General features: G+C 59.4%; 17 protein-coding genes. 13 read left to right on the top strand and 4 right to left on the bottom strand.

What is annotated here, in order from left to right:
- The first annotated feature begins 570 nt into the window (after nucleotides 1-570).
- The 9 genes from AC0L14_RS00730 to cysQ all read left to right on the top strand — a co-directional run bounded on the left by AC0L14_RS00730 (nucleotide 571) and on the right by cysQ (nucleotide 12,129).
- The gene (locus AC0L14_RS00730) at nucleotides 571-1,221 is read left to right on the top strand and encodes a hypothetical protein (protein ID WP_473748370.1); all 651 of its coding nucleotides are present in this window, start codon (nucleotides 571-573) and stop codon (nucleotides 1,219-1,221) included.
- Between the two features lie 379 nt (nucleotides 1,222-1,600).
- The gene (locus AC0L14_RS00725) at nucleotides 1,601-2,410 is read left to right on the top strand and encodes a tyrosine-protein phosphatase (protein WP_473748368.1); all 810 of its coding nucleotides are present in this window, start codon (nucleotides 1,601-1,603) and stop codon (nucleotides 2,408-2,410) included.
- A gap of 41 nt (nucleotides 2,411-2,451) precedes the next feature.
- Complete coding sequence (locus AC0L14_RS00720) at nucleotides 2,452-3,192, top strand: polysaccharide biosynthesis/export family protein (RefSeq protein WP_473748367.1); 741 nt, start codon at nucleotides 2,452-2,454, stop codon at nucleotides 3,190-3,192.
- A gap of 51 nt (nucleotides 3,193-3,243) precedes the next feature.
- Complete coding sequence (locus AC0L14_RS00715) at nucleotides 3,244-5,616, top strand: GumC family protein (RefSeq protein ID WP_473748366.1); 2,373 nt, start codon at nucleotides 3,244-3,246, stop codon at nucleotides 5,614-5,616.
- Nucleotides 5,504-6,763, top strand: coding sequence for a tetratricopeptide repeat protein (locus tag AC0L14_RS00710; protein WP_473748365.1), 1,260 nt, complete (start codon nucleotides 5,504-5,506; stop codon nucleotides 6,761-6,763). The genes AC0L14_RS00715 and AC0L14_RS00710 overlap by 113 nt, the downstream gene beginning before the upstream one ends.
- Nucleotides 6,760-8,079, top strand: a complete 1,320-nt coding sequence (locus tag AC0L14_RS00705; protein ID WP_473748364.1) for an O-antigen ligase family protein — start codon at nucleotides 6,760-6,762, stop codon at nucleotides 8,077-8,079. The genes AC0L14_RS00710 and AC0L14_RS00705 overlap by 4 nt, the downstream gene beginning before the upstream one ends.
- Before the next feature lie 408 nt (nucleotides 8,080-8,487).
- The gene (gene cysD / locus AC0L14_RS00700) at nucleotides 8,488-9,393 is read left to right on the top strand and encodes a sulfate adenylyltransferase subunit CysD (RefSeq protein ID WP_473748363.1); all 906 of its coding nucleotides are present in this window, start codon (nucleotides 8,488-8,490) and stop codon (nucleotides 9,391-9,393) included.
- Between the two features lie 2 nt (nucleotides 9,394-9,395).
- The gene (gene cysN, locus AC0L14_RS00695; protein ID WP_473748361.1) at nucleotides 9,396-11,333 is read left to right on the top strand and encodes a sulfate adenylyltransferase subunit CysN; all 1,938 of its coding nucleotides are present in this window, start codon (nucleotides 9,396-9,398) and stop codon (nucleotides 11,331-11,333) included.
- Between the two features lie 10 nt (nucleotides 11,334-11,343).
- Nucleotides 11,344-12,129, top strand: coding sequence for a 3'(2'),5'-bisphosphate nucleotidase CysQ (gene cysQ, locus AC0L14_RS00690; protein WP_473748514.1), 786 nt, complete (start codon nucleotides 11,344-11,346; stop codon nucleotides 12,127-12,129).
- A 173-nt stretch (nucleotides 12,130-12,302) separates the two neighbouring features.
- On the opposite strand, the gene AC0L14_RS00685 is transcribed toward cysQ, so the two are convergent.
- From AC0L14_RS00685 to AC0L14_RS00670, 4 genes are all read right to left on the bottom strand, one after another.
- Nucleotides 12,303-13,445 (bottom strand): DegT/DnrJ/EryC1/StrS family aminotransferase, encoded by a 1,143-nt coding sequence (locus AC0L14_RS00685; protein ID WP_473748360.1) that lies wholly within the window; start codon nucleotides 13,443-13,445, stop codon nucleotides 12,303-12,305.
- Nucleotides 13,446-13,699: 254 nt separating this feature from the next.
- Nucleotides 13,700-14,623, bottom strand: a complete 924-nt coding sequence (locus AC0L14_RS00680) for a carbohydrate kinase family protein (RefSeq protein ID WP_473748359.1) — start codon at nucleotides 14,621-14,623, stop codon at nucleotides 13,700-13,702.
- Complete coding sequence (locus tag AC0L14_RS00675) at nucleotides 14,620-15,066, bottom strand: RbsD/FucU family protein (RefSeq protein ID WP_473484673.1); 447 nt, start codon at nucleotides 15,064-15,066, stop codon at nucleotides 14,620-14,622. The genes AC0L14_RS00680 and AC0L14_RS00675 overlap by 4 nt, the downstream gene beginning before the upstream one ends.
- Nucleotides 15,067-16,293, bottom strand: a complete 1,227-nt coding sequence (locus tag AC0L14_RS00670) for an ROK family transcriptional regulator (RefSeq protein ID WP_473748358.1) — start codon at nucleotides 16,291-16,293, stop codon at nucleotides 15,067-15,069.
- Nucleotides 16,294-16,564: 271 nt separating this feature from the next.
- Between AC0L14_RS00670 and AC0L14_RS00665 the strand changes: the two genes are divergently transcribed.
- From AC0L14_RS00665 to AC0L14_RS00650, 4 genes are all read left to right on the top strand, one after another.
- Entirely contained in the window at nucleotides 16,565-17,542 is a 978-nt protein-coding gene (locus tag AC0L14_RS00665) for a substrate-binding domain-containing protein (protein WP_473485129.1), read from the top strand.
- 155 nt (nucleotides 17,543-17,697) lie between these two features.
- Nucleotides 17,698-18,762 carry an ABC transporter permease gene (locus AC0L14_RS00660; protein ID WP_473484679.1) on the top strand — a complete coding sequence of 355 codons (1,065 nt, stop codon included), beginning with the start codon at nucleotides 17,698-17,700 and terminating at the stop codon, nucleotides 18,760-18,762.
- 2 nt (nucleotides 18,763-18,764) lie between these two features.
- The gene (locus tag AC0L14_RS00655) at nucleotides 18,765-19,547 is read left to right on the top strand and encodes an ATP-binding cassette domain-containing protein (protein WP_292187661.1); all 783 of its coding nucleotides are present in this window, start codon (nucleotides 18,765-18,767) and stop codon (nucleotides 19,545-19,547) included.
- Nucleotides 19,548-19,805: 258 nt separating this feature from the next.
- A complete protein-coding gene (locus AC0L14_RS00650) occupies nucleotides 19,806-22,268 on the top strand; it encodes a glycogen/starch/alpha-glucan phosphorylase (protein ID WP_473484683.1) in 2,463 nt (820 codons plus the stop codon).
- The last annotated feature ends 16 nt before the right edge of the window (nucleotides 22,269-22,284 follow it).

Genomic DNA, 22,284 nt, shown 5'->3' with positions numbered 1-22,284 from the left:
TTGATGGCATGCTTTCCATCCCGGCAGTCGATGATCTTCGCGCCGCCGGCCGCAAGATTGTGTTGTCCGTCGTGGCGTTTACCAAGCCGGGATCCAAATGTGCCTGGTAACGGAGGCGGCGCGCCGGGACTACCAAGGGGTCGCCCTGACCTGCAAGCCGTTCGGCAAGGGTACGCCTTGCGACGGCAATGTCGCCTCAAAGTTTGGTGACGCCATCGTTGTGCAATGCCTCACGTCCGATGGCACGGATTTGGCCGCGAAACTTGCCGAGAATGGCCGCTTGTGCGGACAGCCCGCGCAGGCGGGTTCGACCTACAAATCTTGCTTATCGGGTTCGTAGCTCACGGCTTCGCCAACTGCCCTCGCGGCCGTCATTCCACGAATCGCGTGTCATAAAACGAAAGGCAGGGATGTGCGATAACGTCAAACAGAGTCGACCATAATCCTGTACGAAGCACGGCGCGATGGCGGCCATTCAAAGGCCACGAAATAGACCTGATTCCCGACAATTTCCAGAGGGGCCCGCAGCGAAAAAATGCTAAGTTCAAAGCTGCCAGGTGAGTGTGTCCAATGAAGCACAGCGGAAGCCAAAAAGTCATCTCGCAAATGCCAAACAGGTTGGAATCAAAGCAAAAAGCTGTTACGCGCTTGGTCAATACCTTGGTACTTGGGCGGGGCCGAGGTGCGGCGGGACAAAAAGGATCGAAACGAATGAACGTTATAGTTAAAAGTGCGTTAGCCGGATTTGTCGCCTCGATCGGTTTCGGCCCAGTTTCATCTTTCGCTCAGGACACGTCATGCACCTGTACGACAGCCTATCAGGCAGCAGCGAATTCGATTGGTTCCATCGGGCGCGCCAATGGCGACGTAATGGTTTCGCAAGCCGCCGGGTATGGCCCTGCCAAGCCGGGAAGCGCTCTGGATTTTGGCAGCCGCATAGTGGTCGGAGCCAGGGGATCGGCCGCCGTCAATGTCGGTGGCTGCAACCTGGATGTGCCGGCGAATTCAAGCCTCGAGATTTCCCGTGTCGAGAACAATATCTGCCTGAAGGTTGTGGGCTCCGAGCAGACGGCCGCCGCTGTCAGTTCCGAGCATACGGGTCAGATTCCCCCGGGCGGGGCCGCCAACTCCCGCCTTCCGCTCTTTCTTTTTGGGGGCATGGCTGGCACGGCTGGTCTCCTTGCTGCAACGCAGGATGACGGCGACAGCGTCAGCCCTTAAGCCGCCGCCCAGTGGATAATATAGCAGAGGCGTGAGACTGCCCTGTTGTATTGTATGCCTCTGTGCATCAGCCTTGGTGCGCCGGGTGGAGCCGGAAATGCTGATGAAATTCATTAACCATCCGCTCACTTTAGGTTGAAGTTGAATGAGCTTCGTCTTGGGCGATTTCATCCTATCCGACTGGGTGGGCACTGTGACAGGTGATTGCGGCACGCTGATCACCAGCTTGCACGATGACGACAACGCTGTCAGCGAATAGCTTGAGTTCTACCGCACTGCATGGACTTGATGGATGCGTCATTCGCTATCGTGCGGGTGGCGCATTTACCTTTTATCCGGGAGAAGTTGCTACGTTGCTTCAATGTGGCCACAAACGCCAATGATCGACCTGCATTCCCATATCTTGCCCGGTCTTGACGATGGCTCGCCCAGTCTTGCTGAATCGCTGGAAATGGCGCGGCTGGCGGTGGCAGATGGGACGACCCATATGGCGTGTACTCCGCATATCGTGCCAGGTATGTACGAAAACCGATCGGCAAATATTGCCCGAGCGGTTCAAGGGTTGGGGCAGGCGCTACATCGCGCGGCAATACCGCTTGCTCTTTACGTTGGCGCCGACGTGCATATAGCGCCGGATCTTCCGGAGCAATTGGCGCTGGGTAGCGTGCCGACCTTGAACAGGTCTCGCTATTTTCTATTCGAACCGCCGCATCACGTTCTGCCGCCAAGACTGGAAGATCTGGCTCTGCGCCTCATAAACGCCGGGTTCATTCCGATTCTTACCCATCCTGAGCGACTGACCTGGATCAAGACGAATTACGATGTTGTCGAGAGGTTAAATGCAATCGGCTGCCTTGTTCAGCTTACGGCAGACTCGATTGTTGGTGCTTTTGGACGCACAGCACTTTACTATTCGGAAAAGCTGATTGACGAAGGCAGGGTAGATATTATCGCATCGGACACCCATGGCGCCACCCGCCGGCGTCCTGGGCTTACGCAGGCCGTCGCCGCGGCGGCGAAGCGATGTGGGGAAGACGAGGCCCGCAACATGGTGTTGAAACGTCCAGGCGAAATATTAGCGAATCGGACTCTCGAGCCGGTCGGTAAGGCAGGCTCGAAAAAGCCAAGCCCCGGCAACGTCGGTCGCTTCGCAGGATTGGGTCGCTTGTTGAAGGGTGGGACCGCGTAATGGGCGTTTTTCATTTCGCAAAAAGCTGCACGATATGTGTCTTGCTCGCTTCGCTCTCTATGTCCGCCTGCACGAGCACCTCGTCGACGACATCGTCTTCGCCGACTTCGGTCGATGCGCTGCAACTGACGTCATCGTCGGCGCCGCTCTCGGGCGGCGGTGCCCTGCAGGTCGTAAAGGAACTGCCTGCGCCGCAGAACACCCAGAACGGCAATGAGCAGCCTTTGTCGCCGAACGATGTGCTCGAGGTGAATGTGTTCCAGGTCGACAATCTGAATAGAACCGTTCAAGTCGACGCCGGCGGGCAAATTTCGCTTCCACTTATCGGGACCGTCACCGCGGCAGGAAAGACCGTCCGTCAGCTTGAGCAGGAAATCGAAACGGCCTACGGCGCCAACTATCTGCAGTCGCCCGATGTGTCGGTCTACATCAAGGAATCGATCGGACAGCGCGTTACCGTCGATGGCGAAGTCACCAGGGCCGGTATTTTTCCGGTGTCGAGCAATTCCTCCCTCATCGACGCGGTCGCCCTTGCCGGAGGGTTCAATGCCGTTGGCGATGCAAAAAAGGTGTTTGTTTACCGCAATATCGGCCCAAACACATTGGTCGCAAATTACGATGTGGAGCAGATTCGCGCCGGCAAGAGCCGCAATCCACGCATCTATGGTGGCGACAAGATTGTCGTCTTCGCTTCGAAATCGAAAATTGCGATGAACAATCTCAAGGACGCTCTCGGAGTTGCATCAAGCGCAGCGAGACTTGCCGTAGTCCCCGGATTGTAAATCACGGCCAGTCAGAATTACGCACAGAGACAAACCCAAGGTTGTCACGCAATGCTCGATCGTAACAGGCAGCATCAAATCGCAGGCCCAGGGCATGGCCAGGCCTTGTCCGCCGACCTGTATTATGACGGTGCGCAAAACTATAGCCCGTACGGTCGCGATTACGCGGAGCAGGACGAGGGCTTCAATCCACTCAGGCTGTTTTTTTACGTTGTCCAGTATCGGTGGCTGATCGTCATGATGGTCGCCGGCGGGCTTGTCGCCGGCATCGTCGTTACCATGATGCAGACGCCAAAATATCGGGCAACAGCGCAATTGGAAGTGCTTGTTCCTTCGGCCAAGGTCTTCCAGGACCTTGAGGTGGTTTCTGAAACCAGCAACTTGTGGGCCTTTGAAACCGCCCGGGAAAAGCTGAAAAGCCGGGCTTTGGCGCAGCGCGTGGTCTTCCAACTAGGGCTTAGCGAAAAGCCGGATTTCCTGTTTCCGATCCCGAACTTCTCACTTAGCAATATTTTCTATCGTGCGTTCGGAATTTCCAAATCGCCTTCCATAGAAGAGAAAACCCCGGAGGAACGTGAGAGGATTGCGATTGGTCGCGTTCTCGATGACCTCAGGGTCACTCTGGTCTCAAATACAAGCCTGCTGTCGATTACGTTTGCCGACCAGAAACCGAAATATGCAACTGATATAGCCAATCAGGTCGCGCAAAGTTTTATTGACCAGCGCCTCGATCAGGTCGGCGAAACCTCAGACCTGGCACGGCAATTCATCCAGGAACAGGTTTTGCAGGTAAAGCAAAAGCTGCAGAAGTCCGAGGAGGAACTCGTCGCTTACGCAAAGGATGTAGGCATCACGATAACCGGCGACGAGAAATCGCTGATAGGGTCGAATATCGAGACTCTGAACACCGCGCTCGCGACGGCAATCCAGGAACGTCTCGATGCCGGACGGATGGTGGACCAGATAGACAAAGGTCGCGGGGCGAGCCTCGGCCCAGTCCTGGAGAGCGAAGGTCTGCAGAAGATCACCGACAAACTGTCGGATTTGACCAGCCAGTATCAGCAGAAGCTGGGCATATTGAAGCCTGGCTTTCCAGAAATGCAGCAGCTTCAGGCGCAGATCAAGGAGCTGCAACGGCTTTATAACAATGGCGTTTTGACTATAACCGACTCGCTGCGGCAGAAATATCAGGAGGCTCAGAACAAGGAGGCCGACCTCAAGTCAAAGCTTGCCGAGATGGAGATGCAGCAGGTTATCTTCAACGACAAAAACATCAAATATACGATCTTGAAGCGAGAAGTTGATTCGAACCGCTCTCAGTATGACAGCCTTATTGCCAAGTTGAACGAGGTTGGTGTGAGCTCAGAGCTCAAGACACAAAGTGCCGCGATCGTCGATTTCGCGACGCTGCCCAATGCACCTTATTCTCCACGCTTGGTCATCAATCTTGCGATCGCTCTGATTCTCTTCATGGCTCTGAGCGCATCAATTATCTATATCATCGAGTTGTTGAACAACACCTTCACCAATCCTGAGCAGGTCGAAAAGGAATTGGGATTGGCGATGCTCGGCATCTTGCCGCTTGTCGATGATCGGGAACTCATAGCCAGCATCACCGACCAGAAATCAGGACTGTCCGAAGCCTACCGTTCGCTTCGAACGTCATTGCAGTTCTCCGGCGCCGAAGGGGCGCCGCGATCGCTGCTGGTCACGAGTTCGGAACCCTCGGAAGGCAAGTCGACCACGTCGTTCAAGCTCGGGCAGGATTTTGCCGCGCTCGGTGCAAGGGTTCTCATTGTGGACGGCGATCTGCGAAAGCCCAACCTTCATCGGCTGTTTGGCCTCGACAACACAATCGGACTGAGCAATCTGCTGACAAACACCGTCCGCAAGGAGGATTTGGCAAGCATTTTCAGGGCGACGAAACATCCTAATGTGACCGTTCTGACCTCCGGAACGATCCCACCGAACCCCGCGGACCTGCTCTCTTCGCCGAAGATGGCGCTGATCATTACCAATCTCGGCAAGCGCTTCGATCTTGTCATAATCGATGCCCCGCCGATCGTCGGCCTTTCAGATGCGCCCATCCTCAGCCGGCTTGTCGAGGGCACATTGATGGTCATCTCTACCAACCAGGTGACACGCAAGTCGGCGAAGACGGCGTTGAAGCGCCTGCGAGCCGCCGGCGCGAATGTGGTCGGAGCCGCGATGTCGAAGTTTGCAGTGAACAAGTTCGACTACAACTACGCCTACAAATATATGAACTACCAGTATTACGACTACGGCACCCCGAAAATTGAGGGCAAAGTCGATGACGGAGCAGACCAGCCCGCTTATGCAAAATCTCCGGCGTTCAGGCGTTTGGTTCGTCGCATCCGTTCTAGCATTGGCGGCTTCGTCGATCGGGCTAAGTCGGTTTCTTGAAACCGAAACGCCAACCGTTTCCCTCGCGCTGGATCCGTTGAACGTCAATGCCTTGATAGGTGAGATCACCGACGGCCTGAACGACACAAGCAACGCTCCAGGTCTCGACGCATTGCTTGCCAAGGCCGAAAGCGCGCTTCGCTTTGATCTTGCGGACGCACGTCTCTATAGCCTGATCGGCGAAATCAAGTACCGACAGGGTGCAAAAAACCAAGCTTACGAATTTTTCGATCAAGCTCGAAAATTATCCAAGACCGAAATCCACGCGCTCCAGAGGTCGATAGGTCGCTCGATCGAAACAGGCGATCTATCAAAGGCCGTCGGCGAGATCGATATTTTGCTGCGGCGATGGCCAGATCAATTTCCTGAAATCGCCGAGGGGCTGCCGACAATCCTCTCGAACCCAGATGGATACCAGGCTGTGCTGGCAGCCATCAGGGGCGCGGCGCCCTGGAGAGCCAATCTGTTGGTCGCGCTGGGCAAAACCCCCGACGGGCTCGATTTTGCAAATCGGCTGTTGCTCGATTTGACCGGGTCAAGTGCGCCACCAAACTCGAGCGAATTGTCCCATGTGATCTACGGCTATATTCGTCAGAAGGAATATGAACAAGCGTATCGGTTGTTTCTTTTCAGTCTGTCCGATCAAGAACGGAAATTGGGCGGATATATTTTCAACAGCACATTTGAGCCTGTGTCTCGCGGCAAGCCTTTTGATTGGCAGGTCGGCGATCAGTCGGGCCTGGAAGTTACGTTTGCAACATCCCAAGATGCGGTCGAAGGTGAGGGGGGGGCGACGGTCCGCTTCCTGAATACGCCCGTCAAGAATACTCCTCTTCAGCAGTATATCCAACTGCCTCCAGGCTCCTACAAGATTTCGCTGGCTGCGTCTGCAAGAAACCTGAAGCTTCCGAAGGAGTTGTTCTGGTCGATTAAGTGCGCGGGGCCTGCTGGTGAAATAGCGAGATTCAATATTCCGGAGGGTACATACAATCGTCAGGCCCTGAGTCAGGATTTTTCGGTTGGACCGGCTGGGTGCCCCATGCAATTGTTACGGCTGGAGACGGCCGCCATTGCTGAGAGCTGGCGATTTCGCTACGTCGGTACGTTGGTAATGCACAAATTGAGCATCGAGAGACTTTCATCTTGAGCGACCGGCCATCGGAATGGGATAAATATCTCCTCGGATCGGTTCTGTTTATATCGCTGCTGATCGGCGGTGGCACTGTAAGCGGCCTTTACACGGACACGCTGATTGAGGTCGCGGCAATTGTCTCAGCCGCGGCGGTCTTTTCACAGGCCTCTGGCCAAAGAATCCCCCGTTCTGTTCTGTGGCTGCTCATCTTGGCCTTGGCGTTGGTGATTTTGCAAATCGTTCCGCTGCCTGCGGCGATATTCAGCGGATTGCGACCGGAACTGTTGCTCGCAGATTCCGGGCTGGTTGGAGAAACCCAATCTCGTTTCGTCAGTGTCGGCGTTGGACGGACGATCGAATCTCTGTTGTATATGGTGGCGTTGGGAGCGTTTTTTTTGAGTGTGTTGCGTTTGCGTGTCGGGCAGGTCCGTGCGCTTCTGCCGTTCTTTTTTATGGGTGTTATCTGCAACGGCTTGGCAGGCGCGATTCAATATTCGCTCTCAGATGACATCGCCATAGAGGGATTGTTGCCTTTCACGATCAATGCAGGGCTTTTTGCCAACGAGAATCATTTTGCGGCATTACTTTTTGTTTCTATCCCCTTTGTCGCTTATTACGGTCTGTTCCGAGGACATCTCTTGTCCGGATCGCTCGGGCTGGCCACGCTTTTGCTGCTCCTTTTGGCCGTCGGTTCGCGTGCCGGCGTTCTGATCGGATTAGCGATCACCGTACTATCCATAGTCTTTCTTTCAGCGCGTTCCAGGGTGAGCGGGCTCAGCATCCTTGCAGTTTTCATAGGCCTTTCGGCCTATACGATAGGCGCATGGACGAAGATCGATGCCGACGCGATTGATCCAGCTTTCGGGCGAGGAGAGATTGCTCGCACCACCATTGAGGGGATCAAAGAGAATTGGGCAACCGGCGTTGGGTTTGGAAATTTTCAAAAGGCCTACCAGATATATGAAAAGGAAGGGATGATTTTTAAGCAATATGTAAATCATGCTCACAATGAGTACCTTGAAATAGCTTTCGAAGGCGGAGCTCTTGCTGTTCTGTTGGTTACGCTTTATTTCGTAATGCTTTTTACGGCGCTTACCAAAGTTCGTCGCGATCCCCTTCAAAAGGCGGCGTTTCTCTCGGTGTCGTTTCTTCTCATCCATTCACTCGTCGATTATCCATTGCGGACCGAGGCGCTTGCAATGACGTTTGCCTTTATGAACGCCATTATCTTCCACAAAGGATTTGCAGGCCGTTCGGCCCAGAAGAACGAATTGATCGAGATTGACCACAACGGTGGCAAGTTGTTTGTTCCGATCGGAGCTTCGTCGTAGCGCCTCTTGGCGACGGCTCCGCTCTTCCATCAGCGGCAGGTAGGTAGCGTCCTGACCCAGGATATGTCGCTGAAACCAGGAAGATCATCAGGACTGCGTCCAGAAGAGGATTGCGATTGTCCCGGCCCGCACAGGCTGATCTCGGCCCTTCAAGAATATTTTTCTTGGGCCGCCAAGCCCATCAGCCCGTTGAGCAGGAATTTCCGGGTTCTGGTCCCCGCGTGGAAAATTCATTCGCGAACCACTCCAGGGCAGGCCTGTCTTGCATTGTTATAAACGATGGCGATCTGCTAGAAGGCCCGCACGAAGACACATTGTCCAGAAGTGAAGCTTGAACCGGGCCGCTGAAAATTGCGCCTGATGCATCGATGCAGGCTCTGGATTGGCACGAGAGAACGCTTACAGTCCATGAATATCGCGCTTACGCACCTTCAGCGGCTTGAGGCTGAATCCATCCATGTCTTTCGCGAGGTAGCGGCGGCCTTCGCCAAGCCGGTTATGCTCTATTCGGTCGGCAAGGATTCCTCCGTGCTGATGCATCTTGCGATGAAGGCGTTTTATCCGGCCAAGCCGCCCTTTCCCTTTCTCCACGTCGACACGACCTGGAAATTCCGCGAGATGATCGCCTTTCGCGATCAGATGGCGCAAAAGCTAGGCTTCGATCTCCTGGTCCATGTCAACGAGGATGGTGTGCGCGACAACATCAATCCCTTCGACCATGGCTCGAACACCCATACGCATGTGATGAAGACCGTGGCGCTGCGGCAGGCGCTCGACAAATACGGCTTCGATGCAGCCTTCGGCGGGGCGCGGCGCGACGAGGAGAAATCGCGCGCCAAGGAGCGGATATTCTCCTTCCGCAACTCCCAGCACGTCTGGGATCCGAAGAACCAGCGGCCGGAGATGTGGAAGATATTCAACACCCGCATCGCGACCGGTGAATCGATCCGGGTGTTTCCGTTATCGAACTGGACCGAACTCGATATCTGGCAGTACATTCTCCAGGAAGACATCCCGATCGTGCCGCTCTATTTCGCCAAGGAGCGACCGGTCGTCGAACGCGACGGCATGCTCATTCTGAAGGATGACGACCGTATGGAGCTGCGTCCCGGCGAGAGGGTGGAGAACCGGCTGGTGCGGTTCCGCACGCTCGGCTGCTATCCGCTGACCGGCGCGATCGAATCCGGCGCCGATACGCTGGAGGCCATTGTCGGCGAAATGCTGACGGCGCGCACCTCCGAACGGCAGGGCCGCCTGATCGACCGTGATGAAGCCGGCTCGATGGAAAAGAAGAAGCGCGAGGGGTATTTTTGAGCATGCGCCACATCACGGCCGAGAGCCTCGCGCCCACCGATGGCATTCGTGACTATCTGGCGGTGCAGGAACAAAAGTCGCTGCTGCGCTTCCTGACCTGCGGTTCGGTGGACGACGGCAAGTCGACGCTGATCGGGCGCCTGCTTTCGGATACCAAGCAGATTTTCGAGGACCAGCTTGCCGCGCTCGAGCGTGATTCGCGCAAGCACGGGACGACGGGCGACGACGTTGATTTCGCGCTGCTGGTCGATGGCCTCGAGGCCGAGCGCGAGCAGGGCATCACCATCGATGTCGCCTATCGCTTTTTCGCCACGCCGAAACGCAAATTCATCGTTGCCGACACGCCCGGCCACGAACAGTACACGCGCAACATGGCGACGGGCGCATCGACCGCCGATCTGGCCATCGTTCTGATCGATGCCCGGCAGGGCGTGCTGCGCCAGACCAGGCGCCATTCGATCATCGCCTCGCTGCTGGGCATCCGGCACATCGTCCTGGCCGTCAACAAGATCGATCTCGTCGGCTTCGACAACGCCGTGTTCGAACGCATCATCGAGGATTTCAGGCAGTTCTCGCACAAGCTCGGTTTCCAGACGATCGTGCCCATCCCGATGTCTGCCCGTTACGGCGACAACGTCACCAGACGCTCGGACAACACGGAATGGTATTCCGGGCCGACGCTGATCGAACATCTGGAAGCCGTGTCGGTCGATGAAGCCGTTGTCGAACTGCCGTTCCGCTTTCCGGTGCAGTATGTGAACCGCCCAAATCTCGATTTTCGCGGTTTTGCCGGCACGATCGCGTCCGGCTCCGTCTCACCAGGCGACGAGGTCGTTGTCGCCAAATCCGGCAAGTCTTCTCATGTCAGGCGCATCGTCTCGCATGGCGGCGACCTGAGCCAAGCGGTCGCCGGCCAGGCCATCACTCTTGTTCTCGACGACGAGGTCGAGGTCTCGCGCGGCAATATGCTGGTGTCGCCGGCGGCGCGGCCGCAGGTCGCCGACCAGTTCGCCGCCAACATCGTCTGGTTCGACGAGCACGCGCTGCTGCCGGGCCGGTCCTACATCCTGCGGACCGAGACCGACCAGACCAGCGCAACCGTCACCGACCTGAAATACCGCGTCAACGTCAACGACTTCGCTCATGAGGCGGCCAAGTCGCTCGAAATGAACGAGGTCGGCATTTGCAACATCTCGACGCGGGCGCCGATCGCCTTCGATACGTTCGCCGAGAACCGCACGACGGGCGCCTTCATCCTGATCGACCGCATCACCAACGCCACGGTCGGCGCCGGCATGATCCTGCATTCGCTGCGGCGTGCCGAAAACATCCACTGGCAATCGCTCGATGTCGGCAAGCACGGCCGCGCCGATCTGAAGAACCAGCGGCCTGCCGTGTTCTGGTTCACGGGTCTCTCGGGCTCGGGCAAGTCGACCATCGCCAACCTCTTCGAGAAGAAGCTATTCGCCACCGGCCGTCATACCTACATCCTGGATGGCGATAATGTCCGCCATGGCCTCAACCGCGATCTTGGCTTCACCGACGCCGACCGTGTCGAAAACATTCGTCGCGTTGCGGAAGTGGCGCGCCTGATGGCCGATGCCGGGCTGATCGTCATTGTTTCCTTCATTTCGCCCTTCAGCGCCGAGCGGCGCATGGCCAGGGAATTGATGACCAATGGTGAGTTCGTCGAGGTGTTTGTCGACACACCCTTTGAAGAATGCGCCAGACGCGATCCGAAGGGCCTCTATGCGCGGGCGTTGAATGGCGAAATCAAAAATTTCACCGGCGTCGATTCACCGTATGAAGCCCCGGAAAACCCCGAAATCCATCTCAAGACACTCGGCAAGTCTGCCGAGGAGATGGTAGAGGCCCTGGAACTCTGGCTGAACGAGCGCGACATTGCCGAAAACCAATATGATAGCGGCGGCGGCATCTGACGACGAAGCGATGCTCGGCGTGTTCGAGCGCCTTGCCTTGGCGGCGGGGCGAGAGGTGATGCGCGTCTTCGATGCCGGCTGCGCGGTCGACCAGAAATCAGACGCCTCGCCGGTGACCGAAGCCGATCGCCAGAGCGAAAAGATCATTCTCGACGGACTGCGCGCGGCGTTCCCCGATATCCCTTGCGTGGCTGAGGAAGAGGCATCGGCCGGCATCGTGCCGCCCGATCTCGACGACGCCTTCTTCCTGGTGGATCCGCTCGACGGCACCAAGGAATTCGTCAATCGCAGGACCGACTTCACCGTCAACATCGCGCTCGTTCGCCACGGCGTGCCGGAGATCGGTGTCGTCTTCGCGCCATGCACCGGACGCTTCTTTTCCGGCCGGCCGGGCAGGGCGGAAGCAATCGATATCAATAGCGACTACCAGATCATCGGCCGGCGGCCGATTTCGGTGAGGGCGGGTGTGGCGCCACTGACCATCGTCGCCAGCCGGTCCCACAATACGCCGGAGACCGAAGCCTATATCCGCACGGTGGGCGCTGCCGAAATCGTCTCGGTCGGCTCGTCGCTGAAATTCTGTCTTGTCGCCGGCGCCGAGGCCGACGTCTATCCGCGCTTCGGCCGCACCATGGAATGGGACACCGCGGCGGGTGACGCGGTGCTGCGCGCGGCAGGCGGCATAACGCGCACGCTCGATGGTCAGCCGCTCGCCTACGGCAAGCGCAACCAGAGCGATGACGTGGACTTCGCCAATCCGCATTTTATTGCAAGCGGCAGGCCTGCGGGCCAGTAATCTCTCCCCTTGAGAGGGAGATGCCAAGTTTTGGCAAAGAGGGCAGGCCAGAGGGGTCGCCACGCGTGAAGCGCCGACCTCCCTCTTTCGTTTCCATATGCGTCGCACCTGCTGAGGCGACCCCCTCTGTCGCCTTCGGCGACATCTCCCCCTCAAGGGGGGAGATTACGCGCTTACGCCGCGGCGATTTGCGCCGAATTCGAGCCGATATGGTTGCGGATCGTCTCGATGATCCGGTCCTGGTCGGCCTCGCTCAGATAGGGGTGCATGGGCAGGCATAGGATACGCTTCGGCAGCCCCTCCGAAACGGCCAGGCCTGTCGGCGTGCGCGGATAGTCGCGGTAGGCGATCTGGCTGTGCAGCGGCTTCACGTAATAGATCACCGACGGGATGCCTTTTTCGCCGAGATGTGCCTTCAGCCCGTCGCGCTTCGGCGTCTCGATGGCATATTGCGCCCAGGCCGAACGGCTGCCTTCCGGGTTGCGCGCCGCGTTGACGATGTCGCCGAGGCCTTCGGCATACCGATTGGCGACCGCTTGCCGGGCAACCATCTCGTCTTCGAGAATGGCCAGCTTCTCGATCAGGATCGCCGCCTGCAGCGTATCGAGCCGCGAATTGATGCCGACGCGGACATTGTCATATTGGGTTTCGCCCTTGCCGTGGAAGGCGAACGAGCGGAGCTGTTCGGCCAGCGCATCGTCATTGGTGAACATCGCGCCGCCGTCGCCATAGCAGCCGAGCGGTTTTGCCGGGTAGAAGCTGGTCGAGCCGACCGCGCCGAACGAACCTAACATCTTGCCGTCGATCGAGCCGCCGATCGCCTGCGCGGCATCTTCGATCACCATCAGCCCTTCGCGGTTGGCGATGGCCATGATCGCCTCGTAATCGGCGGCGAGCCCGAACAGGTCGACGGGAATGATCGCCCTTGGCTTCAGCCGGCCTTCCGCCTTGATCATGGCGATGGCGGCTTCGAGACTGGCGATGTCGATGTTGTAGGTCTGCGGATCGACATCGACGAAAACCGGCTCGGCCTTGGCCAGCGCCACCACTTCCGCCGTGGCGGCGAAGGTGAAGCTCGGCACGAACACCGCGTCACCTGGACCGATGCCGGCCGCAAACAGCGGTAGCAGCAGTGCGTCGGTGCCGTTGGCGCAGGCTACGACATGCTTGGTGCCGATATAGGCGGCGAGCTTGTTTTCGAATTCGGCAACCTGGGGGCCGAGAATGTAACGTCCCTCGTCGACGACGCGGTCGATGGCTGCTTTCAGCCTGTCGCGGATTCGTTCGCGCTGCGCGCCAAGATCGATGAACTGCATGTCGGCCTCAAAACGGTATTAGCTAGAGAATGGCCGCTGGTAGCAGAGTTGCGCCAGCCGAGAAAGCTGCACGAACGAAACCGCGAATTGCTCAAATGTCGCAGCCTGTTACCCCTGATTCCGACAGGTCCCCGTCGGACGCCGGAAATCCGGGGCTTTGTTGCGCACGATACGGCCCTTGTGTCGCACGCGCTCGGCTGGGCGAAACATAAAGTGATCGATGTCCAGCACGTCTTCAGCGCATCGCCGTCCAATCAGGCGATTTCATGCCGCCAGGGCGGATTGGCGCCGGCCCGCGACACGGTCACCGCCGCAGCCTTGGCGCCAAGCGCCAGCGCCTTGTGGATGGCGTCATCCGGCAGATTGGCGATCGCCTCCTTCGACAGCAGGCCTTGCTCGTGCAGCGAGGCCAGGATGCCGGCGTTGAAGGTGTCGCCGGCGCCGACCGTATCGACCACCTCGACCTTGTCCGGCACGACGGTGACCTTGTGATCCCTCGTATAGCCGACGGCGCCTTCGCTGCCATGGGTAACGACGATCAGCGTCGGGCCGCGATCCAGCCAGTTGCGGACGACGTCCTCATGCGAGCCGCCTTCGCCGAACCAGTTCAGGTCCTCATCCGACAGCTTCACGACATCGGCCATCGCCATCATCGAGCGGATGCGCCTGAGATGCTTGGCCTTGTCCGGTATGAAATTCGGCCGAATGTTGGGGTCGAGCATCATGACGCGGTGGCTGTGCTCGCGCCGCATGAATTCCTCGTAGGCTGATCCGGCCGGCTCCGAGATCAGGCTGATGGCGCCGAACAGCATGGCTTCGATCTCGCTGCCGAGTTCCGGCAGATCGTCGATGGTCAGCATGCGTCCGGCTGTGTTTTCATCGTAGAACGTGTAGGTCGCCTGGCCGTTGTCCAGCCGCACGAAGGCGAGCGTGGTCGGCCGGGGCGACGTGTGCGCATAGGTGGAACTGACCTGGCTTGCCCTCAGCGCGTCCTCGAACTGGCTGCCGAACAGATCCGTCGACAGGCCAGAAAAGAAACCGGCGGGTGCTCCCAGCCGGCCAAGCGCTATTGCCGTGTTGAAGACCGCGCCGCCGACATAGGGGGCAAAGGCCGGCTCGCCCTCCGTCGTGGTGCGTGGCAGCATGTCGATCAGGGCTTCGCCGCAACAGAGGATCATGATTTCCTGTTCTCCGGCGGATAGATCACACCCTTGCGGATGATGATGTTGGCGTAAAGCCGCGGCTCGCTTGTCGCGACGATCGCGTGCGCGGATCTAACCCGTAAATAGAAGTCGGCGCCGGCAAGCGCAACCACCTTGCGGCCCGGAGCACGCGTGGCGCAGATCGCCTCCATTTCGTGATGAACGGGATCGGCAAGCATGGGATCGCCTTTGACCGAGGCGCGAAACAGCGCCTCCGGTACTGCGTCATCGACAGGCAATAGGCTGAGAACAGCGTCGAGCATCGGAACAAGATGATGACCGTCGGCGCGGATGAGCCGGTGTGCCTGTTCCTTCGCCGGGTAGTTTCCGTCAACAAGGGCGATCTCGTCGCCATGGCCCATGGCACGCAGCATCGCCAGCAGCTCCGGGCCGAGCAGGGCCGGGATTCCGATCAGCATTCAGGCACTCCTGGAAATCGTGGTCGAGCCGATGAGGAAGCGCTCGGAAAGCGGCAGGCTGGCCCCGCCCAGGGCACGTGCATGAATGCCGACAGTCCCCTCGCGAACGTCCGGAAGCTTCAGGCCTTCACCGTCGATCTTGCCGATGGCTTCGATAACGGCATCGACGAGCCGGCGCCGCACAGCCTTCGGCATCCATCCGTCGATCACCGCTGCCTCGAAATCGATAACCGAGGACGCCGCCACGATAGCATAGGCGAGCGCCTGCGAGGCGCAGGCGATCCAGTCGTCGAGCTCGACGCCGATCTCGCCCCAATCCTCCGGTGACGTCCACAGATGTGAGGCTTCGACGCCGCGCGCGTTGAGCGCCTTTTCCAGCATGGCGATCGACGCCACGTCGATCAATTGGGTCGGCTTGCCGTCCGGTCCGGGCACCGGCATCGAACCCAGCGCGCCGGCATTGCCGGTCGGTCCGCCGAAAAGGTGACCGTTCAGCACGATGCCGCCGCCGGCGAAGGCGCCGATATAGAAATAGACGAAGTCGCGCGCCGCACCCGCCTTGCCGAACACCAGCTCGGCGCCGCAAGCCGAGGTGGCGTCATTCTGCAGGTAGACCGGGAATTCGCACTGCGCCTGGATGTCGGCGCGGATGTCGCGGTTGCGCCATTCGTCCATGACGTCGCGCGGCGCACCTGCCGTATCGGCCCAGTTCCACAATTCGAACGGCATGGCGATGCCAAGTCCGGCAATGCGCTTGTCCTGAGCCGGGGTGAGTTCGCCGCGCATTGTCTTCATGCCGGAGGTGACGAATTCGACCGTCTCGCGCGGTGCCGGATAGCGGTAGGAATGCTGCAGCATCGAGCGCACATTGCCGAGAAAGTCGATCAGCACGAGTTCGGCGCTGCGACGGCCGATCTTCAGGCCGATGAAAAAGGCGCCATCGGGATTGAGCGCCATCGGAATGGAAGGCTGGCCGATCTTGCCGCGCAGCGGCGCCTGGCGGACAAGGAGGTTGTCCTGCTCGAGCTCACGCATGATGACCGAAACCGTTTGGGCCGAAAGCCCGGTCATGCGCGCAATGTCGGACTTGGCCAGGCTGCCGTGCTGACGCACCAGCGACAGTACCAGCCGCTCATTGTGATCCCGCATGCCGCTCTGGTTGGTGCCGCGGTGAATGCGGCTCTCGGCTGCCTCGGGCGAACCGTGCCTTGTAATGCCGGTCTCCACCCCTGTTCCTCTCGTCTTTTCCCCTCAATCCTTTTGAGCCAGAATGAGTGAACGATGCAGCGCTGTCAATAATAAATAAGAGTGATTTAATTATTGACAGGAGCCTCGGTCTGGTATTCTGTTGGGGCAGGCGTCCACGCTGGGAAAAGTCGTCTGGATGCTTATGCGGACGCCGGGTGGCCGGCATCCGAAATGGTTCCACTGGGAGGAAATCGTGACCAAAACAACACTATTAAAATCCACCGTGTTTGCCGCGGCCGGACTGGGCCTGATGGCGTTCACCTCGGCTGCGTCCGCCGCCGATGTCGGAGCTTGCCTGATCACCAAGACCGACACCAACCCGTTCTTCGTCAAGATGAAGGAAGGCGCGTCCGCCAAGGCCAAAGAACTCGGCGTCGAGCTCAAAGCCTACGCCGGCAAGATCGACGGCGACAGCGAGAGCCAAGTGGCGGCGATCGAAAGCTGCATCGCCGACGGCGCCAAGGGCATCCTGATCACCGCGTCGGACACCAAGGGCATCGTCCCGGCGGTGAAGAAGGCACGTGACGCCGGTCTGCTCGTGATCGCGCTGGACACGCCGCTTGATCCGCTCGACGCCGCCGATGCGACCTTCGCGACCGACAATCTGGAGGCCGGCAAGCTGATTGGCGCGTGGGCCGCCGCGACGCTCGGCGACAAGGCGAAGGATGCCAGGATCGGCTTCCTCGACCTGACGCCCTCGCAGCCGACGGTCGACGTGCTGCGCGACCAGGGCTTCATGATGGGCTACGGCATCGACGTGAAGGACCCCAACAAGATCGGCGATGAGGACGATCCGCGCATCGTCGGCCACGACGTCACCAACGGCAACGAGGAAGGCGGCCGCAAGGCGATGGAGAACCTTCTCCAGAAGGACCCCGGCATCAACGTCATCCACACCATCAACGAGCCGGCAGCTGTCGGCGCCTACCAGGCGCTCAAGGCCGTGGGTCTCGAAGGCAACGTGCTGATCGTGTCGGTTGACGGCGGCTGCCCCGGCGTGAAGTCGGTCGCCGAGGGCGTGATCGGTGCGACCTCACAGCAATATCCGCTGCAGATGGCGGCACTCGGCATCGAAGCGATCGCCGCTTTCGCCAAGGACGGGACGAAGCCCAAGCCGACCGAAGGCAAGGATTTCTTCGACACGGGCGTCAACCTCGTGACCGACAAGCCCGCAGAGGGCGTGAAGTCCATCGACACCAAGGAAGGCCTCGCCAAGTGCTGGGGCTGATGCCGGTCTGACAGGCAACAGAACCGATCGGCCGGGCTTGATCCCCGGCCGTTTCGGGTGGACGATGCGGTAATCGCAAGCGCGAACAATTCCGGCGGCAGATCGGAAACAGTGGACGGGCGTCGGCGCGTGGCTGAAGCCCCACGGGAGAAAACATGGCTCAGGTTCAGGAATACGAGAAAGCTCTCTCGAACAGCGACGCAAGCGTTGCTGCTTTTGACGAGCACGGCACGTCGATCGTCAAGCGCATCCAGCATTTCCTGCATTCCACTCCGGCTGCGGTGCCGCTGATCGTGCTGGTTCTGTCGATCGCTGTCTTCGGCGTCACGATCGGAGGACGGTTCTTTTCGTCCTACACGCTGACGCTGATCCTGCAGCAGATCGCCATCGTCGGTATTCTAGGCGCCGCACAGACGCTGGTCATCCTTACAGCCGGCATCGACTTGTCAATCGGCGTGATCATGGTGATTTCGGCCGTGATCATGGGCAATTGCGCCGTCACCTATGGCCTGCCGACCTTGCTTGCCGTGGTGATCGGGCTTGCCGCCGGCTCGGCCTGCGGGCTGCTCAATGGCCTGCTCGTCGCCTACATGAAGCTGCCGCCCTTCATCGTCACGCTCGGCACCTGGAACATCGTCATGGCCACCAACTTCATCTATTCGGCCAATGAGACGATCCGCGACGCCGATGTCGACGTCCAGGCGCCGCTGCTGCATCTGTTCGGCCTGAACTTCAAGGTCGGCACGGCGGTGCTGACGTTCGGCGTCATTGCCATGGTCGTGCTGGTGCTGATCCTGTGGTACGTGCTCAATCACACGGCCTGGGGGCGCCATGTCTACGCCGTCGGCGACGATCCGGAGGCGGCCAAGCTGTCGGGCATCCAGACCAAGAAGGTGCTGATCTCGGTCTACACCCTTGCCGGGCTGATCGCCGCTTTCGCTGCCTGGGTCTCCATCGGCCGCAACGGCTCGATCTCGCCATCCGCCGCCGTCACCGACTACAATTTGCAGGCGATCACCGCGACGGTGATCGGCGGCATTTCCCTCTTCGGCGGGCGCGGCTCTATCCTGGGCACGCTGTTCGGCGCGATGATCGTCGGCGTCGTTTCGATGGGCCTCAACATGCTGGGCGCCGATCCGCAATGGAAAGTGCTGCTCACCGGTGTGCTGATCATCGGCGCCGTGGCGATCGACCAGTGGATCAGAAAGGTTTCGGTGTAACCATGACCCAGGAGCCCATCCTCACCGCGCGCGGCCTCGTCAAGCGCTACGGCCGCGTTACCGCACTGAACAGCTGCGACTTCGATCTCTATCCGGGAGAAATCCTGGCCGTGATCGGCGACAATGGTGCAGGCAAGTCGACGCTGATCAAGGCGATCTCGGGCGCGGTTGTCCCGGACGAGGGGGTCATCGAGTTGGACGGCAAGCAGGTGCTCTTCAAGTCGCCCATCGAGGCCCGCGAAGCCGGCATCGAGACCGTCTACCAGAACCTGGCGCTGTCGCCGGCGCTGTCGATCGCCGACAATATGTTCCTCGGTCGCGAGATCCGCAAACCGGGTTTTCTGGGCGACTGGCTGCGCATGCTCGACCGGCCGGCAATGGAAAAGCGCGCCCGCGACAAGCTCACCGAACTTGGCCTGATGACCATCCAGAACATCAGCCAGGCCGTGGAAACGCTCTCGGGCGGCCAACGCCAGGGCGTGGCGGTGGCGCGCGCTGCCGCCTTCGGCTCGAAGATGGTCATCATGGATGAGCCGACGGCGGCGTTAGGCGTCAAGGAGAGCCGCCGCGTGCTCGAACTGATCCTCGATGTGAAGAAGCGCGGCCTGCCGATCGTGCTGATCTCGCACAACATGCCGCATGTCTTCGAGGTGGCCGACCGTATTCACATCCATCGGCTGGGCCGTCGCCTCTGTGTCATCGATCCCAAGCAATATACCATGTCCGACGCCGTCGCCTTCATGACCGGGGCGAAGCTTCCGCCGGAGGCGGCACTGGCGGCCTGATGCATGTCGCCCAAAAGCGTGCCTCGGGCGTGAACCGAGGGTGCGCAGTGGTTTTGGGATGACGACATGTACATAAGTAAGAACTTAAGGCGCGTCGCAGAGGCCGCCCAAACGCGATGCGCTTTGAGTTTCTAATTGCCGTTGGGTAAGCTTCCCCGCGGCAATCTAACTCGATTGAACGCTTAACAATATGCGCTAGCATGGGCTGGGAGGAATGGTGAAAGCCGGTATGATCATGGCAACCGCACGAGAGGCAGCATGACGCGCGCGATGACATCCAAAGCTCCCATTCTCGAAAACTCCGATCCCAAGGCGCTTGCCGACGAAGTCTTGAAGGCCCTCAAATACAGGCTCGGCAAGGGGACCAGCGTCGCGACGCAATACGACTGGCTCACCGCCTCGATAAAGGTCGTGCGCGACCATATCGTCGATCATTGGATGCAGGCAACGCAAGAGGCCTACGCCCATCAGGAAAAGCGCGTCTATTACTTGTCACTGGAATTCCTCATCGGCCGCCTGATGCGCGACGCCTTCTCCAATCTCGGCCTGATGGACAATATGCGCGAAGCGCTGCGGTCTCTCGGCGTCGACCTCGACCTCATCGCGGCCCTCGAACCAGATGCAGCGCTTGGCAATGGCGGCCTCGGCCGGCTCGCCGCCTGCTTCATGGAAAGCATGGCAACCGTCGACATTCCCGCGCATGGCTATGGCATTCGCTACGCCAATGGCATGTTCCGGCAGGAAATCCATGGCGGCTGGCAGGTTGAGCTGCCCGAGACCTGGCTCGATCACGGCAACCCCTGGGAGTTCGAGCGGCGCGAACGCTCATTCGAGGTCGGTTTCGGCGGCTCGGTGGAATCGATCACCTCGAAGGACGGCAGGCTTGAGCGCCACGTCTGGAAGCCGATCGAACATGTTCTGGCGGTTGCCTACGATACGCCGGTGGTTGGCTGGCGGGCCAACCGCGTCAACACGCTGCGGCTCTGGTCCGGCATGCCGATCGATCCGATCCTGCTCGACAAGTTCAACGCCGGCGACCACATCGGCGCGCTCGCCGAGAGCAACAAGGCCGATGCCTTGTCGCGCGTCCTTTACCCTGCTGATTCCCACAAGGCCGGTCAGGAGCTGCGGCTCAGGCAAGAGTATTTCTTTTCCACCGCATCGTTGCAGGACATCATTCAGCGTCATCTCAGCCAGTATGGCGACCTGCAGTCGCTGCCCGACAAGGCGGCGATCCATCTGAACGACACCCATCCGGCCATCGCAGTGCCCGAGCTGATGCGCCTGTTGATGGATGTCCACGGCATGGATTTCGACCAGGCCTGGAGCATCACCAAGCGCACTTTCGGCTATACCAACCATACGCTGCTTCCAGAGGCGCTCGAAAGCTGGCCGGTGCCGCTGTTCGAGCGGCTGTTGCCGCGCCATATGCAGATCGTCTACGCCATCAACGCAGAAGTGCTGCTGGAGGCGCGCGCCTCCGACCAGTTTTCTGACGAGCAGATCAGTCAAATCTCGCTGATACAGGAAAACGGCGAGCGCCGCGTGCGCATGGGCAATCTGGCGTTTGTCGGCTCGCACTCGATCAACGGCGTCTCTGCCCTTCACACCGAGCTGATGAAGGAAACGGTGTTTGCCGAGCTCCACCGGCTCTACCCCGACCGCATCAACAACAAGACCAACGGCATCACGCCGAGGCGCTGGCTGATCCAGTGCAATCCCGGTCTCACCGCGCTCACCCGCGAGGCGATCGGCGACCGCTTCCTCGACGATATAGACGCGATCAAAGAGCTCGATGCCTTTGCCGACGACGCCGCCTTCCGCGACAGGTTCGCGGCAGTCAAGCGGGCGAACAAGGCCAAGCTTGCCAACCTCGTGGCCGACCGCCTCGGCATCAAGGTCGATCCCTCGGCGCTGTTCGACATCCAGATCAAGCGCATCCACGAATACAAGCGCCAGCTCCTGAACATCCTCGAAACAGTCGCCCTCTACGACCAGGTCCGCTCCCATCCGGAGCGCAACTGGATGCCTCGCGTCAAGTTCTTCGGCGGCAAGGCGGCGCCCAGCTATCACAACGCCAAGCTGATCATCAAACTCGCCAACGACGTCGCCAAGGTTATCAACCGCGACCCGGCCGTTCGCGGCTTGCTCAAAGTGGTGTTCGTGCCGAACTACAATGTCAGCCTGGCCGAGATTATGATGCCGGCCGCCGATCTTTCAGAGCAGATATCGACTGCCGGCATGGAAGCCTCCGGCACCGGCAACATGAAGTTCGCGCTGAACGGTGCGCTGACCATCGGTACGCTCGACGGCGCCAATGTCGAGATCAAGGAATGTGTCGGCGACGACAACATCTTCATTTTCGGCCTGACCACCGAAGAGGTCGCCGAGCGGCGCAGCAACGGCTACGATCCGCGATCGGTGATCGAAGCCTCTCCCGAACTGGCGCAGGCAGTGGCTGCCGTTTCGTCGGGCGTCTTTTCGCCTGACGATCCGGAACGCTATCGCGACCTGATGAACGGCCTCTATCAGAGCGACTGGTTCATGGTCGCCGCGGATTTCGATGCCTACGCCGCCACCCAGCGCGATGTCGACGCCGTCTGGCGCAACAGCCCGGATTGGTATGCCAAGGCAATCCGCAATGTCGCTCGCGTCGGCTGGTTCTCGTCCGATCGCACGATCCGCCAATATGCGAAAGAAATCTGGAACGTGCCCGTCTGATATGATTGCATGAGGC

The sequence above is a fragment of the Mesorhizobium sp. WSM4841 genome, from assembly GCF_055811515.1.
The sequence above is the reverse complement of the archived record's forward strand: the minus strand, read 5'-3'. Positions and strand labels throughout refer to the sequence as shown.